The following is a 16,638-nucleotide window of genomic DNA, read 5'->3' as shown; positions in this document are numbered from 1 at the left end:
GGGTCTCTAGTCGCCGGCGTCCGGGAACGCGGTCTGCTGATACCCGCCCCGCAGCGTGCCGTCGATGTAGGCGGCCTTCGTGGCGCGGCGAGCGATCTTGCCGCTGGAGGTACGCGGAATGGACCCGTTCGGGACCAGCAGCACGTCGCGGACCATCACTCCGTGGCGACCGGCGATGGTGGCCCGCACCGCATCGGCGACCTCCTGCGGGTCGGCTTTCTTGCCGGGGCGTTCGGCGACGATCACGAGCTGCTCGGATGCGTCGTCGGCGTCGAAGGTGAGCCCGGAGAAACCGCCGGCGAACACCTCCGCCGGCAGCTGGTTGGCCGGCACCGCGAACGCGGCGACGAAGCCCGGGCGGATCGCTTCGCTCGCCTCCTCCGCGCTGCTCTCCAGGTCTTGCGGGTAGTGGTTGCGACCGTCGACGATCACCAGATCCTTCACCCGGCCGGTGATGTACAACTCGCCGTCGTAGAAGACGCCGAAGTCCCCGGTGGACATCCAATCGCAGTTCTCCGGGGCGCCTGCGGCATGGCTGCCCTCGGCCAGCGGATGAGCGAGCTTGTTGTGGAAGGTCGCCTCGGTCTCGTCGTCCTTGTTCCAGTAGCCCTTGCCGATGTTCAGGCCGTGCAGCCAGATCTCGCCGACCCGGCCGTCCTCGAGTTCGGTACCGGTCTCCGGATCGACGATGGCGGCCCACTGGCTGACGGCGACCTGGCCGCAGGACACCTGCGCGACCGAGTTCTCCGATCCCTCCTCCACCGGAGAGAAGTAGCCCGCGTTCAGCTTGTCGCGGTCGACGTAGGAGATCTTGGCGGCGTTGTCACGCTGCGTCGCAGAGACGAACAAGGTCGCCTCGGCCATCCCGTAGCAGGGCTTGATGGCCTTCGGCGAGAGTCCGTACGGCGCGAAAGCATCGTTGAACTTGCGCATCGAGCTGACGGTGACCGGCTCGGAACCGTTGATCAGACCGATCACGTTGGACAGGTCGAGATCCTCGCCCTCCTTCGGCAGACCGCGGGCCGCGGCGTGCTCGTAGGCGAAGTTGGGAGCGGCGGCGAAGGTCGGCGCGTGATCGTCGTCGGCGGCGAGCTCCCGGATCCAGCGGCCCGGGCGGCGCACGAACGCCATCGGGCTCATGATCGTGATGTAGCGGCCGCCCAGCGCGGGCAGGATCACCGTCAGCAGCCCCATGTCGTGGAACATCGGCAGCCAGGTGACGCCGCGGGCGTTGCGATCGATCTCGATGCAGTCGTAGATCTGCAGGACGTTCGCAGCCACCGCCTCATAGGTGATCTCCACGCCGGCCGGCACCCGGGTGGAGCCGGAGGTGTACTGCAGGTAAGCCACGGTGTCGCGGTTGTGATCCTCGCCGGCGACCGGCGGCACCCAGGTCTCGCCCACCGAGTCGGGCACGGCGTCGACAGCGATGACGCGGGGGCGTTCCTTGGCCGGCCGATCGGAGAAGAAGTCGCGCACCGCTTCGGCGGACTTGGTGGACGTCAGGATCGCGGTCGGCTCACAGTCGGCCAGGACCGCGTGCAGCCGATCGTGGTGGCCGGGCTCGTCGGGGCTGAACAGCGGCACCGCGATGTTGGAGGCGTACATCGAGGCGAAGAAGCCGATGACGTACTCGAGCGACTGCGGCGCGAGGATCGCCACCCGGTCGCCGTGCTTGGTCACCTGCTGCAGGCGCGCGGCCACCGCCCGCAGGCGCTTGCCGAACTGGGCCCAGGTCAGATCTATCCGCTCGCCGTCTCGCTCCCGGCTGTAGTCGATGTACCGGTACGCGAGCGTGTCTGCCTGCTCCCGCACGTTGCGTTCGACGTAATCGACGAGCGTGGCGTCCTCGGTGAACCGGAGGTTGCCGTCTTCGTCGAGGAACTGCTCGAACTCGGTCTTCAGCATTGAATAACTCCTCGTCGCGAGTGATCGCGACTCTCTTCTGTCGTCACAGTGTCGGCACCGCCCAGCCGCCCCGCAGCGTCGGCGCCCTGTCATATCCACGTCCGGTGCTTCTCACTCACCGGACCTGGGTGCGCAAAACCGGTCTGATTCTACTCCTCCCGCAAGAGCGGGATGACGGGTGCGAACGCATCCATCTGCGTCGGGAACACTCCGACGTAGCTCATCGTGGTCCGGCGCCGTACCTCGCGGATCTGTTCGGCGATCTCCTCGAAGGTCCCGAAGGCCAGGTACGGCGAGGAGAGAATGTCGTCGACGGTCAGGTCGACGTCCCGCGCGATGTTGGGCGGATACCCCGAGTCGAGGGCCTTGAGCGCCATCTCCGCGGTGGCGACCCGGTCGTCGGTGACGACGATGGTGGCGATGGTCCAGTTGAGCTCGATCTGGTCGAAACGGTCGCCGGCGGCCTCCCGGATCCGGGCGACGCGCTCGATCGTCTTCTCCATCGTCATGTCCGAGAGGCGCAGCTTCCCGTCGGGCGTGGAGCCGGTCGCCACCGAGATGATGTCGGCGTGCTTGGCGGCCAGCGCCAGCATTCTGGGACCGCCGCCGCCGACCGCGATCGGCGGACGCGGTCCCTGCCGCGGGCGCGGGGACCCTTCCAGGCCCTTGATCTGGTAGAACTCGCCGTCGAAGTCGACGGTCTCACCGCGCATCAGGCGATCCAGGACGGTCAGCGCCTCGTCGAGCTTGCGGATGCGCTCGCCCGGCGTGCCGAACTCCAGCCCCGCCTTGTCGAACTCGTCCTTGAGCCAGCCCGCCCCGATGCCCAGCTCCAGGCGGCCGCGGGACAGGACGTCGATGGTGGTGGCCTCCTTGGCCAGGATGGCGGGGTGGCGGAAGCCGTTGGCCAGGACCGACGTGGCCAGCCGGATCCGATCGGTGGCCTGCGAGAGAGCGCCGAGCGCGGCCAGCGGCCCGACCTGGTTGCCGAGATGGTCGGGCACCGCGAAGGTGTCGAAGCCGTACTCCTCGGCGGTCTGCGCGAGCTTGATGAATCGGCGGGCGCCGCCCTCGTCCTTGTTCCCCTCGCCTCCGGCGCCGAACCGGAACGCGCGCAGGCCCCCGGCGGGCGGTCGGGCCGCCCGCTCGGCGTCCGTCGCCGGGTGGCGGCCCTCCGCGTGCTGGGCTGAGGTCACCGACAATCTCCTTGTGCTTCGGCGTGCGGGCTCCGTCGTCTGGACGAGGGACACCGCAAGGTCACGAAAAGGTTAACGCAGCAGGTGAGCTCAGCTCAAAGCGTCACGTGTGTTCCGGGTGCGGCGCATCCTCGATCAGCCGCACCGACCAGGCGTACATCCATTGCGTGGCGCTCTGACCGCCGGTCTCCCAGTACCGCTTCGTGGCGTACATCGCGTGCACCGGATTGTTCACCGCGCCGGCGAGCCGGCCGATGGCGCCGAGCCCGTTCGACACCGTCGGCGAATCACAGATCAGGTCGCCCGGCGCGCAGAGACTGTAGGTGCGGTCCTGCAACTGGCCGAAGCCCCCGGTGCGCGGCCCGGTCATCGTGATCCCGGGCACCAGCGAACTGAACCCGGACAGCGCGATCTCCGCACCCACACCCGCCGGACTCGGTCCGACGTCGTGCTGCTGACCGGCTTGCCGGCGGCCGTCGGCGATCAGGCCGACTCCCAGGACCAGGTCCTGATCGGCGGCCGGGATCGGACCGCGGTCGTTGCCGATGTCGCTGGCTACGTCACCGGCGATCACGGCACCCTGCGAGAAGCCCATCAGGATGTAGCTGGTCAGCGGGCAACGCTCGTGGGTCTTCGCGATCTTGGCGTTGGTGCGGCGGGTCCCCTGCGCGCGGGAGTCGTTGTAGTCGCGCTGGCGGTCGTTCAGAACCGTCGGATTCCGGAACTGTGCCACGTACGGGACGGTGTAGACCTCGGCGCGCGAACGCGGGAACTTGCTCTGGAGCGCCTTGGTGATGCGCAGCATCAGCGAGCGCGAGTTGGCGGTCGGCCGGTAGGGGTCGTCGTTCGCCTTGGACTCCCAGGTGCCGGGAATCGAGACGACGAGGACGTCGGGGCAGTCGGCGGGCTGGGCCTCGGGCCGCTCAGTGGGCACCGGCGGGCTGCTGGGCGGGCCGGGCGGGGGCGGCGTCGGCTTCAGGAATTGGATGATCAGAACGACCACCAGGATCAGGGCGACAAGCGCCAGGAACCCGAAACCGAACGCCACCTTGCGGAAGTGGCGTTTCACAGGTGGGTCGTCCTTACTAGCAGAGGTTCTTCTCGGCGGCGGAGATCAGCTTGTCGGCCTTGCTGCCCGCCTCGTTCTCGCTCTTGGTGGCCGGTCCCAGGCCGGCGCGCACATAGGTCTTGATCATCGCCGGATCGGTCTTCTTCTGCTTCTCGCTGCAGACGTAGTGGCCCCAGGTGAGCGCGATGTGGTTCTCGTCGTCGCCCAGGAACGAGACCTGGTCCTTCTTCAGCTGATCGAGGTAGGCCTTGTCCTTGCCGGTGAGCTGGGGGCTGCCCTGGCGCGAGCCCGGGAAGTTGCCGGGCACCTTGGTCGACGACTGCGGCTTGGTGGCCGGGAGAGTCTTGGTGGCCTCCGATGCACCCGCCGCAGCCTGGCTCGACGCCTCGGCCTCGGCCGAGGGATCAGTCGGCGCGCTGCCGGACATGCTCGTGGTGGTGACGTCCTGCGTGAGCGGAGCGCTCGCCGTGGACGAGTCGCCGCACGCGCAGAGCGCGAGCGCAGCGGCCGCGGTCGCGGTGAGCACGATGAGGCCGCGGGAGATCTTGCCAGTCATGGTCTTCAGGCTACCTTCCGATTCTGGCGATTCCGTACCGCAGGCGGGTATTCACCTGCATAAACACGGCAGATACTCAGGGGATTATCAATTACCGCGCGACGACCCGCGCCCCGCCCCGCGGCGTCCAGTTGATCCGGCCGCGCTCGAAGGTGTTGTACTTCACCTTTCCGTCTCGACTGGTGAGCTCGTCACTGGTGGGCAGACCGAGGCGATGGAAGTTCGGCACGTACGCGCCGCCGATCGCGCCGGAGACCACCTTCGGCCCCTTCGGTCCGGTGAAGATCCGACCGTTGCGGAAGTCCTGGGCGTGTCCGCCGGGTACCGCGTACTGCGGCGTCAGGCAGCCGCCGAGGCTGCGCAGTTGCTTCGCCTTCTTGAACGCCGGTCCGACCTTGCAGGCGACTCGGTCGCCCGCCAGACCGAGGGCGCTGGCGGCCTGCGGCCACGCCTGCTTCATCTCGAACTGCCAGTACGGCCAGGTGTGCGTGCCGGACGGGCGGTACACGGCCTGGGCGGGGATGCCCTCAGCGTTGAGCTTGCTCGCGAACTGCTGGCTGGTAGTCCGCGACAGCGCCTCCAGGCCGACGCCGGAGTAGTTGGTGGCCAGCAGCGGGATGTCACTTGGACTGTCGTGTGGCCCGACGACGCCGTTTCCGGACGAGATGTAGAGACTCGTGCCCTGCAGACGGTCGGCGAGCACGTAGGGATCGTGCTCGGCCCACGCCGGGTCACTGGGCGCGCCGAACATCTTCATCGAGTCGTAGCCGCCCCCGTCGCGCAGCGCGAACTGGATGGCCTGCGGCATGCCGTACGAGGTGAGTTGGAGAATTCCCGAGTACGACGCGGCGAACTTGAAGAAGCCGGGGTTGCGGGCGGCGAGCATCATCGCGGCGGTCCCGCCCATCGAGAGCCCTTGGACTCCGCGGACGTCTGTCGAGCGCCACTGATCCTGCAGGATCGGCGGCAGTTCCTTGATGAGGAACGTCTCCCACTGGTAGTTCTTCCCGCGATCGGGCTGCTTCCAGTCGGTGTAGAAGCTGGACTCGCCGCCGACAGGCAGCACCACGTTGACGTTCTTGTCCTGATAGAAGCGCTCGATGTCGGTGTTCAGGATCCAGCCGCTCTGGTCATCCTGGGCGCGCAGGCCGTCCAACGTGAGCAGCTGCGGGAACTTGGCGGTCGACTTGTACCACCAGTCCCGGGCCAGCAGCAGCTGGACCTGGATCTCGGTCTTCATGGCCGGCGAGTACACCCAGAGCGCGACCCGCCGATCGGTGTACCAGTGCGTGCGAGTCACCCGGACGGCCGGTGCGGGCGCGGCCGGGGCCTCCGGGCGGTCGGCGGCCGGCGGCGCACCGGGAGCCGGGGCGGCCGGTGCCGGCTCGGCGACCGCGGTGCCGGCGAGCGGTGCGATGAGAGTGAGCGTCAGCGCGGCAACGACGGCACCGGCTCGAAGACGGCGACGAGCAGACCGGTCCTGCTGCTGCGCGCGTCCCTGGCGCATCCTCCAACTCCACTGCGTCACGTTCCGTGCTCCTTCGTCCAAAGTCCCCGACCCGACGGGCGTCGCGCAGAGATGCGAAGCGCCCCACGTGTGTTCTTACACGTGGGGCGCTCCGATGTCTGTGCGCCACGCTGTGACGCGTGTGAATTGTGTGACTAAAGTTTCATAGCCACGTCACACCGATCAGCGGAAGAAGCCGCGGTTCTTCGCGTTCCAGAGCATGTCCTGCCAGTAGCCCCAGGCGTGGGTGCCGTTGGCGTAGTAGCTCATCGGGTTCAGACCCTGGAGCCGCGCGCTGGCCTCGAAGGCCGCGGTCTGAGTGAGGGCGAGCATCTCCAGAGGCGTGCCCTTCAGGAGGTCGTCACCGATGTTCTGCGGGTAGTTGTAGCGGCCGAAGAAGCCGTTGCCCGAGCCGATGTAGAGCTTGAGGCCGTGCATGCGGTTGATCAGCATCGCCGGGTCGTTCTGGGTCCAGCGCGGACTCCACGGCGGACCCCACATCGCGTCGATGTTCCACGGCGCCGGCGCCACGTCGAGCATGGCGACCCGCAACATGGTGCGCATGCCGGGTGCGCTCAGGAAGTTGTAGCCCGAGAGCGAGGCGGCGGCGTAGTACTTGCTGCGGTTCTGCGCGGCATTGGTGAGCGCGGCGTTGCCGCCGGACGAGAGGCCCATGATGGCGTACTTGCCGCCCTTGCCCTTGTAACCGCGGGCCCGCAGTGCCGGGACGAGGCGGTCGTTCAGGACACAGGCCCAGCGGTACCGGGTCTTCTGCCCGTTGAAGTTCGAGGGGGCGTCCCAGTTGGTGTAGAAGCTGGCCGGGCCGCCGACCGGCATCACGACGTTGACGCCCTGGTTCACCAGGTTGCGCGCATTGGTGTTGATGGCCCAGCCGCTGCGGTCGTACTGGGCACGCATGCCGTCGAGCAGGATGACGGTGCGGGTGTTGCCCGGCTTGAACCAGGACTGCACCTTGACGGTGCCGTTCGGGTTGTAGGCGCCCAGCGGATTGCCGGTCGGCATGCCGCACGAGTTGACGCGGAACTCCTTGTAGAACCGGTTCGGGTTGGCGTCAGCTGCGCCCACACCGATCGCGGTGCCCAGGAGGCCCATCGTGGTCGCCGCAGCGACCGCGATCGCTGTCAGCCGGCGCCCGCCGGGCTTCTTCTTACCAAAGCGCATTACTGCTCTCTTCCTTCGCTTATCCAGCCATCAGAACCTTCTCAGGCTCATCACGGCCGACTCGTCCGTGCCAGCTGCCTCGCAACAGAACTCACGTCACACCCGTATCCGATTCGGCTAGCCTATCCGGACCTCGTGCGCGGTTCCAAAACTGTGACGGCGATCACAGTGTCGCTACTGGCATCTCAGCGTCGAGCACCGTACGGCGCAAGTCCGTACAGCGACTCTTCATCGATACCATCGGGCTGTCGCGCGGAGACGTTACCGTTCCGAGACCAATATTTCCATTCGTGACGGCCGTCACGCGACGTCCTGTTCGCCCGATAAGACCGGTTCCTCGCGGCATCTGCCGGGAACATGCCCGGTCAACGCGACGGCTCGGGCACCGGTTCCAGCCCACACCGCAGGATCTCGTACTCCGGCTGCCGGACGATCCGGTAGCCGTTGAAGCCCACGGCGTCCCGGAGATTGCGGGCGAACCGGCCGAACGACCACGTCCCCTTATACGAGACGAACCGGTCCTGGGTGTCCGGACAGGTGAGCGCGACGTTCGCCCGCCGCACGTCGATCGTCTGGATGAATCCGGGCAGTCCGCGGCCACCGGCCACGCCGCCGGATTCGGCGATCACCCACGCCGTCGGCAGATTCTTGTCGTGACCGATCCTGCCGTCCTGCAGCCGGTCTGTGTGCGCCGCGAGCGGGTAGGCCAGGCCCATCTGATCCACCACCCGCACGTCCAGCGGAGCGAGCATGCCGGTCATACCGAGGTTCAGGAAGTACAGCGTGGTCTGCCCCTGCATGTCCTCGGGAAGGTTCTTGCGGAGCTGCGCGACGAACCAGTGATCGTAACTGCCCGACGGCAGCACGATCCCGCCGGTGTCGCGTACCTCTTCGAGCGTCTCCACCATCGCCCGCATGCGCGGATAGTCCAGGTAGTCCTCCGCGGTGATCGGGTTCGGATTGCCCATGTTCGCGACGTAGAACCGCCGCTCGTCGACGATGCCCTCCCGGCCGATGTCCATCGGCGAAGCCGCAACCACTTCCTGAGAGATCGCCGCACCCCACCAGGCGGTGCCGCCGACCACCAGAACGATGAAGCCCGCGGCGGCCAGCCGCCAGCGGGAGAGTGCGCTCCGGGCCGTCGCCGGGAACGTCGCCGGCACCGCCATCACCGGCAGCAGCAGAATGAACAGCGGGGCCAGCAGAACCCGGCCGTGCATGAAGTCTCCGCCCTGCCGGGTCCAGTACAGGGTCAGCAGGATGCCCGCCAGCAGCACGGTGGTCACCACAGTCGACGGCTGTTGCAGCCGCGCCTGGAAGTCCACCCAGCGCTCGGCGTGGCTGCGCTTGTACTCGCCGACTGGATCGAGAATGTCCGGGAGGTCGTCGGCGACGTGATCGTGGGGATCGATCTCCTCGGGCGTCGAACCCCGCGGCCGGGTGAGCACCAGCACGATGCCGACCAGGATCGCCAGGATCACCGGAATCAGCAGGAGGTACGGCGAGAACAGGTTGGTCAGATAGACATAGCCCTGATCCCACTTGGACCCGCTCGCATCCTTGGCGATCGCCGGGTTCGGCACCAGGATGGCATAGTAGCCCATCCGGAAGATCTGATAGCCCACCGGCAGCACCGCCGCGACCGCCACCATGGCCACCCGCATCTTCCACCCGATGGGGGCGCAGAACAGAACGAGCAAGACCAGCGCACCCAGGAGCGTGATCTCCGGGCGGATCAGCGGCGCCAGACCGGCGAAGAACGCCAGGAACAGAAAGGCGGCGCGCGCCCGCGCGTCGGTGCGCTCGGGGTCGCGCTGTGCCCACGCGAGGAACAGACACCAGAGACAGGCGATCCAGAAGATCACCAGGCCGTTCTCCAGGCCGCTGGTGGCGAAGTCGCGGGCCGGCGGGAGGGCGATGTAGACCACCGACCCGAGCGGCAGCAACAACGTGATCCCGAGCGCCTTCTTGCCGGGTGCCGGCAGCCAGCGACGCCGGTAGAGCCGCGCGGTGCCGTACATGGCGATCGGGATGGCCAGCACGGAGTGGACCAGCGCGACCCACAGCACCACGTACTCCAGCTGTCCACCGGTGACCCACGCCCAGAACCAGTTCACATAGGTCCACGCGGTCGAGGTGTTGGCCTCCACTCGTTCGCCGGCGTTGAACACCGGGCCGTTCCCAGCGAAGAGATTCTTGACGGTGCGCAGCACGATCAGGCCGTCGTCAGCGATCCACCGGCGCTGCCAGGCCCCGATCGCGAAGAAGACCGTCACCACCGTGGTGCCGATCAGCCAGCTCAGTCCGGGCACGGCCAGACGGCGATCCCGCCACCACCGAGGAGCGGCGGCGGCATCGGCGGCCGGCTCTACGGTCGCCGCGGGCGCGGAATCCAGATCACGACGGGACATAGACCGCGACCGCGACGAAGACGATCCACGCCACCGCGAGGAACTGCAGGACTCGATCGCCGAGCGCGATCTCCTCGGGCTCCCCGGCCTCCCCGCCGTCGACGTCGACCGCATACCGCAGGATCGCCACGGTGAACGGGACCATCGAGATGGCGTACCACACGTTCTCGCCGCGCGCGCCGTCGAACGCCCACAGGCCGTAGCAGAGGACGACGGCCGTGGCCGAAAGCGTCCAGACGAAGCGCAGGTAGGTGGTGGTGTAGTACTCCAGGGACTTGCGGATCTTGGCGCCGGTCCGCTCGGCCAGCTGCAATTCGGCGTAGCGCTTGCCCGCCGCCATGAACAGCGAGCCGAAGGCCATTACCAGCAAGAACCACTTGGACAGCTCGATCTCGGCCGCCACACCACCGGCGATCGCCCGCAGCAGGAAGCCCGAGGACACGATGCAGATGTCGACCACGGCCTGGTGCTTGAGACCGAAGCAGTAGCCGAGCTGAATGCCGATGTACACGGCGATGGTCACGGCGGTCTGCCAGTTCGCGACGAACGAGACCGCGATCGACCCGGCGATCAGCGCGATCGCCAGGGCGAAGGCCAGGTTCCGCGGAACCACCCCGGCGGCGATGGGCCGGAAACGCTTGGTCGGATGCGCGCGGTCGGCCTCGACGTCGAGCGCGTCGTTGATCAGGTAGATCGACGACGCCGCCAGACAGAACGCGACGAACGCGATGCCGACGTTCGCCATCTTGTCCGCATCGGTCAGCGTGTCGGCGCCGGCCGCCAGGGGCGCCGCCAGCACCAAGACGTTCTTGACCCACTGCCGCGGGCGCAGCGCCTTGATCAGTCCGGTCACCAAGTTCTTCGGGGGCCCGGCGACCTTGCCCTCGATCGGCTCCTCGCTCATCAGCTGTTCCTCACTTGGTCGATGCCGCCGGCGAGAGCCGATCGGTGTAGAGCTTGTCGGCCGCGACGATCGCGCCGGCGCTGAGCGCGCCGATCAGCGCGCCCGCCGCTACATCGGAAGGGTAATGGACGCCCAGCACCAGCCGGGACGCCAGCATGGGCGGGACGATCACCGCGGGGATCGCCACCGGGGCCAGCCGCCGGATGCCGGCTGGGCTGTCGCCGGCCAGGGCCCGGCCCAGCAGGATCGCCGCAGCGGTGGTCGACGTCGCGTGGCTGGACGGGAAGCTGAGCTTGCTCGGGGTGCCCACGCCCACGGTGACGGCGGGGTGGTGGGGCCGCTTGCGGCGGACGATCCGCTTGATCACCACCGAAGCGGCGTGTGCACCGAACGCGCCTACTCCGGCTTCGGCATACCGGCGGACGCCGGCGTCGTCGTGACGTCGCGCGGCCAACACCGCACCCGCGGCCGCCAGGCCCATCCAACCCAGCGCGTGCTCACCGAGGTGGCTCAACCCGCGGGCGCCCCGGATCACGCCCGGCACCGCACCCACGGATTTCTGCACGCCGATCAGGATCAGCTCTTCGCCGCGCGGCGAGCGCGCCTCGTCGTTCGCCACCCGAGCGTCGTCGTTCGCCACCCGAGCGTCGTCGCTCGCCACCCGAGCGTCGTCGTTCGCCACCCGAGCGTCGTCGTTCGCCACCCGAGCGTCGTCGTTCGCCACCCGAGCGTCGTCGAGGGGTTCAGTCGATTCCGTAGACACGTGCCCAGCTCTCCTTGCTCGCCAGTTCCTCGTGCGCGTCCCGGTACATCGCACGCATCTCGTCGAACCGCCCGCGCAGCTCCTTGTGCAGTCGCGCGGACTCGGTGCCCAGGTCGAGCATCTTCTCCCGGTCGCGCTGCCGGTAGACCACGCCCCGGCCGTCGGCCGTGGTGACGGTGACTCCGTCGACCCGGCCGAGCGAGTACCAGCGCGCCTCGACCGGCGGATAATTGGCCTGCGGCACTTCGTGGTGCCGGGGATCTGCCGGCCGCGCGTTGTTGCGTATCGCGCCGAGCAGCGCCTTCACCTTGGCGATCTTGCCCTTGGGCTCGTTGACGCCCAGGTGGGTCGCCTCGCCCGAGGTGCGCGGCAGTTCGGTGGCCGAGGGCAGCACGACGGCATCCGGGTATCCGGCGCGGATCGCGGCGACCTTGCCCAGCGCGGTCGGCAGGATCTCGCGGATGTGCTGCGGGCCGGCGAGGAAGTCCCGGATCGCCTCGTTCTGGATCGCGACGGTCGAGTATTCGAGGCAGAGCAGATGCTTGGCGGTGGCCTTGGCCATCGAGCTGAGGATGCCCGTGATCGGGCCGTCTGTGTACAGCGCGGCGACCACCAGCCGGTTCCGCAGATGGAAGTAGGCCTGCCAGTCGATCGCGTCGTCCTTGTCCGACCACGCCATGTGCCAGATCGCGATGCCCGGCACAGTCGCGGTCGGGTATCCGGCGCGGGCCGCGCGCAGCGCGTACTCCCAGTCGTCCCACTTGATGAACAACGGCAGCGGCAGTCCGATCTGCTCGGCGCACTGACGCGGGATCATGCACATCCACCAGCCGTTGCCCTCGACGTCAATCCGGCGGTGCAGGTTCTTCGAGTTGTCCCGGTCGCTCAGCGGGTACTTGGCGAAGTCGTGGTCGTACTCGACGAAGGGCGCGGCGGTCCACATGAACTTGCGGTGGTCGATCACCTCGCCCATGCAGTGCAGGTGGCTCCGGTCCTGGAGGTTCAGCATCTGACCGCCGACCAGCATCGGGGTCTTGGCGAACCGGGACATCGCCAAGGCGCGCAGGATCGCGTCCGGCTCGATCATGATGTCGTCGTCCATGTACAAGACGTACGGGCTGTCGGTCAGACGCAGCGCCTCGAACATGATGCGCGAGTAGCCGCCCGAGCCTCCGAGGTTGCCCTGGTCGAACATGTGCAGCCGGTCGCCCAGCGCCGCCGCCGCCTCGGCGAAGCCGTCCTCGTCGCGGACTTTGCGGGTGCCCTGATCGGGCATGATCACCGCGTCGATCACCTCGTCGACCAGCGGGTCCGAAGTGAGCGCGGCGAGCGCCGCGACCGCATCCGCGGGACGGTTGAAGGTCGGGATGCCGACGGTGATGCGCTTGTCGGGCGCGGTTCCGCTCCCCGCGGCCGTCGAGGGCACGTCGATCGGCGCGTACCAGCCGGCGGCGGTGATCTCGGTGGCGGTGTCGGTGGTGACGTCGAACCAGATCCATCCGCCGTCCTCGAACGGGCCCAGGTCCGTCTCGAACTCGAAGACGCCCCTGCCCTGGTCGTCGACCTCCACGAGGTCGCCGCCGATGGCGATGCGCGAACCGTCGATCTTGGACCGGTACAGGTCGACCCGGGCGACGCCCGTCAGCTCGATGCGCAGCACCACGCTCTTCAGCACCGACCAGCGTCGCCAGTACGACGCGGCGAACGCGTTGAAGTAGGTCGCGAAGCTGATCTGCGATTCGCCGCCGATGCGCACGCTGGTGCGGTCGGGGGCGTGAGCCCGAGACTCGTTGCGGTCGGACTCCTCCAGGTACAGCGACCGGACGTCGAGCGGCTCGCCGGGCCGCGGGAAGATCACGCGTTGCAGCAGGGCGACCGCCCGGCTCTCCGGTTGCACTGCGTCAGAAGAACTCATCACCAGGTATCGCTCCGTCAGTCCGCGTCGTTCCGGCTCGCCAGGGGCGCTCCGTCACGCAGGTGCGGGGCCAGCGTGTTGTCGAACATGGTCAGTGCACTGGCGATCGCCATGTGCATGTCGAGATACTGGTACGTGCCCAGCCGGCCGCCGAAGAGCACCCTGTTCTCGGCGGTTTCGGTCTTGGCGAGCTCCCGGTAGGCCGCGAGCATGTCGCGGTCTTCCGGCGTGTTGATCGGGTAGTACGGCTCGTCGTCGTCCTTGGCGAACCGTCCGAACTCGCGCATGATGACCGTCTTGTCCGAGGGGTACTCGGTGCGCTCGGGGTGGAAGTGCCGGAACTCGTGGATCCGCGTATAGGGGACGTCGGCGTCGTTGTAGTTCATCACCGGGGTGCCCTGGAAGTCACCGGTCGGGAGCACCTCGAGCTCGAAGTCGAGGGTGCGCCAACCGAGCCGTCCCGCCGAGTACCCGAAGTAGCGGTCGAGCGGACCGGTGTAGACCACCGGCGCATCCGGGTTCGCCGCGCGCAGGTCGTCGGCCACCTCGAACCAGTCGGTGTTCAGCCGTACCTCGATGCGCTCGTCGGCCGCCATGTTCTCCAGCCACGCCGTATAGCCGTCGACCGGCAGTCCCTCGTAGGTGTCGTTGAAGTAGCGGTTGTCGAAGGTGTAGCGCACCGGCAGCCGGGTGATGTTGCCCGCCGGCAGATTCTTCGGATCGGTCTCCCACTGCTTGGCCGTGTAGTGCTTGATGAAGGCTTCGTAGAGGGGACGGCCGATCAGGCTGATCGCCTTCTCCTCGAAATTGGCCGCGGTCTGGGTGTCCACCTCCGACGCCTGCTCGGCGATCAGCTCACGCGCTTCGTCCGGACTGAAGTACCGGCCGAAGAACTGCGACACCAGACCGAGTCCCATCGGGAACTGGTACGCCTGACCGTCGTGCATCGCGAACACGCGGTGCTGGTAGCCGGTGAAGTCGGTGAACTGGTTGACGTAGTCCCACACCCGCTTGTTCGACGTGTGGAACAGATGCGCCCCGTACTTGTGGACCTCGATGCCGGTGCTCGGCTCCCGCTCGGAGTAGGCGTTGCCGCCCAGGTGGTCGCGGCGTTCGACGACGAGGACCCGCTTGCCGAGCTGAGTTGCCGCCCGCTCGGCCACGGTCAGGCCGAAGAAGCCGGACCCGACGACGATGAGGTCGGCGCCGGGAGCGTGCGAGCGGGCCGGGTCGTCACCGGCGCCGGGAGCGTGCGAGCGGGCCGGGCTCTGACCGTGCGCATGGTTATCCGTCACAGCTGTCCAGGTTATCGGACCGACCCTGAGTGTTTCGCAAGGCTCGACCGGGGGCGCGTTCCGGTGATCGCTTCCGCGCCGATGCGCAGGAGCGATCACCGTCGTCGAACGTCTCAGCCCAGCCGGTCTTCGGTGGGGAAGCCCAGCACCGCGAGGCCGCCTGCGGCCAGGAAATCAGTCAGGGCCTGTCCGAGCAGGGCTTTGGCGCCGGTGTCCGGGCTGTAGTAGACCAGTCCGTTCTCGATCACCTGCACCAGCCCGTGCACGCCCTTGCCGTCGGTCACCAACTCGGGCTTGGCCACGGTGCCGGTGGAGCCTTGGGAGTTGTCGCTCTTGTCCCGGGACACGGTGCCGAGGGAGCCCTGCGAGTTGGCGCTCGGACCCGTCGGATCCAGGTCGACCTGCTTGGCCGCGAGAGCGCCGGTGCCGAGGGCGATCATCTGCTCGATGATCGGGGTCAGCTGGCCGGTGACGGCGCTGAGGTCACTGAGCCCCAGGGCCGACAGGTCTGGTGCGCCTCCGGAGAGCAACGAGGTCAGCGGGCTCAGGTCGAGGAAGTCGAGGAGTCCACCGCCGCCCGGGGCGTTCGGGCCCACCGGGGGCTTGACGATCTTGGGCAGGCTCTTCTGATCCTTGACCTGGAACCAGTCGGACTTGAGCTGCAGCTTCTGCCGAACCTGGTCGCCGGTCGCCTCGACGGTGCGCGCCGTGCCGACGATCCGGGCCTTGACGGTGCGTCCGTGGCCGGTGCCCAGGCCGTTGGCCTCGATCACCTCGAAGCTCCGGAAGCCGCCGACGCCGAAGGCCGAGGCGATGCTCGACGGGCTGACGGTGGCCGTCCAGTTGTGGTTCGGGGAAACGGTGTCGCCCTCGTCCACCACGGCCGGGAAGTCGCCGCCGGCGGTGTAGCCGCCGGTGGAGGCGGAGAACTCGGTGAGCGCGGGCTTGCCGCCGCGCAGCCGTACCTGACCGGCCGTCGCATCGGCGGCGCGGTTGGTGCGGGGGTCCTCCCCGGATGCGCCGTGGTACACCTGCGACTGCTGGGTGTTGTTCATCTTGCGGCCGGAGGCGAGGCCCGCGAGCACGTACGACCGCGCGGCCACCGCCTGCGCCTTGAGCGCCTCGAAGCCGCCCGTGTCTGCCCATCCGGGCACGGACTCCTTGGGAATCACGCCCTTCACGTAGTCGTCGACGTGCAGCTTGTTGGCGACGCCGTCGGCGTTGAGCCCGAGCGACCCGCGATACTTGCCGCCGCCTCCGCAGAAGGTGAGCAATTCGTTCGCCGGGCGGTTCGGTCCCGGGGTGATCGGGTCGACCCATTGGGCCGGCACCGTGCGGACCGTGGCGCCGCCGCAGCCCTGGGTGATGGTGGCGCTGCCCCCGGACAGGCGCACTGCCTGCCCGGGAGCCACCGTCACCCCGCCCACCTTGGCGCCCGCGTCCGCGCGGACATTCACCGACGACTTCTCACTGAGCGAGACGGTGATGTCGGGGTTGTCCACCTTCCCCGCGGTCGTGTTGCCGTAGTAGTGGCGCAGGATTCTGTCGGCGTTCCAGCCTTTCTTGGCGTAGCCGTACGCGCCCCACTGACCCATGCCGCGGCCGTGGCCGTGGCCGTGGCCGAGGAGAGTGATCGAGTTCGCACGCAGGGAGATCCCGGCGTCCTCGATCCACTGCCCGCCGCCGGCCAGGATTCCACCGGCCACCAGGATCGGCGTCATTCCCAGTGCGGCGAAGGTCAGATTCCGCTTCTTTGCTCGGCCGGGTCGGGTCTTGGGCACTGCTCTACCTCATTCGCGCGGGACCGCAGCTGCAGCCTGTGGCCCGTGTGATTAGTGGGACTCATGTGACAGTAGTGGCGATGCGCCGTCTCGCCAACCCGACGCGGTCACAACCAGGTCACGCTTCTCGAACATCGAATCGAACAGCCCG

Annotated in this window: 12 protein-coding genes; all 12 read right to left on the bottom strand. The window is 68.0% G+C overall.

Going from position 1 to position 16,638, the window contains the following annotated elements; all coding sequences use genetic code 11:
* Positions 1–6: 6 nt before the first annotated feature.
* Positions 7–1,908, bottom strand: coding sequence for a long-chain-fatty-acid--AMP ligase FadD32 (gene fadD32 / locus C6V83_RS02180; RefSeq protein WP_105941015.1), 1,902 nt, complete (start codon positions 1,906–1,908; stop codon positions 7–9).
* A 149-nt stretch (positions 1,909–2,057) separates the two neighbouring features.
* Positions 2,058–3,026, bottom strand: coding sequence for an LLM class F420-dependent oxidoreductase (locus C6V83_RS02175; RefSeq protein ID WP_105943649.1), 969 nt, complete (start codon positions 3,024–3,026; stop codon positions 2,058–2,060).
* A gap of 181 nt (positions 3,027–3,207) precedes the next feature.
* Positions 3,208–4,173 (bottom strand): cutinase family protein, encoded by a 966-nt coding sequence (locus C6V83_RS02170; protein WP_105941014.1) that lies wholly within the window; start codon positions 4,171–4,173, stop codon positions 3,208–3,210.
* A 16-nt stretch (positions 4,174–4,189) separates the two neighbouring features.
* Positions 4,190–4,729: a DUF732 domain-containing protein gene (locus tag C6V83_RS02165; RefSeq protein ID WP_105941013.1), complete on the bottom strand. Its 540-nt coding sequence runs from the start codon at positions 4,727–4,729 to the stop codon at positions 4,190–4,192.
* 91 nt (positions 4,730–4,820) lie between these two features.
* On the bottom strand, positions 4,821–6,236 hold the full coding sequence (locus C6V83_RS02160; RefSeq protein ID WP_105941012.1) for an alpha/beta hydrolase-fold protein: 1,416 nt from the start codon (positions 6,234–6,236) through the stop codon (positions 4,821–4,823).
* 183 nt (positions 6,237–6,419) lie between these two features.
* Complete coding sequence (locus tag C6V83_RS02155; protein WP_105941011.1) at positions 6,420–7,418, bottom strand: alpha/beta hydrolase; 999 nt, start codon at positions 7,416–7,418, stop codon at positions 6,420–6,422.
* A gap of 365 nt (positions 7,419–7,783) precedes the next feature.
* Complete coding sequence (locus C6V83_RS02150) at positions 7,784–9,829, bottom strand: hypothetical protein (protein ID WP_234353822.1); 2,046 nt, start codon at positions 9,827–9,829, stop codon at positions 7,784–7,786.
* Positions 9,816–10,733 (bottom strand): decaprenyl-phosphate phosphoribosyltransferase, encoded by a 918-nt coding sequence (locus C6V83_RS02145; protein WP_105941010.1) that lies wholly within the window; start codon positions 10,731–10,733, stop codon positions 9,816–9,818. Before C6V83_RS02145 ends, C6V83_RS02150 begins: the two co-directional genes overlap by 14 nt.
* 10 nt (positions 10,734–10,743) lie before the next feature.
* A complete protein-coding gene (locus C6V83_RS02140; protein WP_105943647.1) occupies positions 10,744–11,373 on the bottom strand; it encodes a phosphatase PAP2 family protein in 630 nt (209 codons plus the stop codon).
* 103 nt (positions 11,374–11,476) lie between these two features.
* Positions 11,477–13,411, bottom strand: a complete 1,935-nt coding sequence (locus C6V83_RS02135; protein ID WP_105941009.1) for a glycosyltransferase — start codon at positions 13,409–13,411, stop codon at positions 11,477–11,479.
* A 17-nt stretch (positions 13,412–13,428) separates the two neighbouring features.
* A complete protein-coding gene (gene glf / locus C6V83_RS02130) occupies positions 13,429–14,607 on the bottom strand; it encodes a UDP-galactopyranose mutase (RefSeq protein WP_105943646.1) in 1,179 nt (392 codons plus the stop codon).
* Between the two features lie 212 nt (positions 14,608–14,819).
* Positions 14,820–16,487, bottom strand: a complete 1,668-nt coding sequence (locus C6V83_RS02125; protein WP_105941008.1) for a SpoIID/LytB domain-containing protein — start codon at positions 16,485–16,487, stop codon at positions 14,820–14,822.
* Positions 16,488–16,638: the final 151 nt, after the last annotated feature.

This window comes from Gordonia iterans, from assembly GCF_002993285.1.
In the GTDB taxonomy this organism is placed as follows: domain Bacteria; phylum Actinomycetota; class Actinomycetes; order Mycobacteriales; family Mycobacteriaceae; genus Gordonia; species Gordonia iterans.
The sequence above is the reverse complement of the archived record's forward strand: the minus strand, read 5'-3'. Positions and strand labels throughout refer to the sequence as shown.

Coding starts and splice junctions, on each gene's coding strand:
- C6V83_RS02155 (WP_105941011.1), bottom strand. CDS start 7,418: ATGCGCTTTGGTAAGAAGAAGCCCGGCGGGCGCCGGCTGACAGCGATC.
- C6V83_RS02150 (WP_234353822.1), bottom strand. CDS start 9,829: ATGTCCCGTCGTGATCTGGATTCCGCGCCCGCGGCGACCGTAGAGCCG.
- fadD32 (WP_105941015.1), bottom strand. CDS start 1,908: ATGCTGAAGACCGAGTTCGAGCAGTTCCTCGACGAAGACGGCAACCTC.
- C6V83_RS02165 (WP_105941013.1), bottom strand. CDS start 4,729: ATGACTGGCAAGATCTCCCGCGGCCTCATCGTGCTCACCGCGACCGCG.
- C6V83_RS02160 (WP_105941012.1), bottom strand. CDS start 6,236: ATGCGCCAGGGACGCGCGCAGCAGCAGGACCGGTCTGCTCGTCGCCGT.
- C6V83_RS02145 (WP_105941010.1), bottom strand. CDS start 10,733: ATGAGCGAGGAGCCGATCGAGGGCAAGGTCGCCGGGCCCCCGAAGAAC.
- C6V83_RS02135 (WP_105941009.1), bottom strand. CDS start 13,411: ATGAGTTCTTCTGACGCAGTGCAACCGGAGAGCCGGGCGGTCGCCCTG.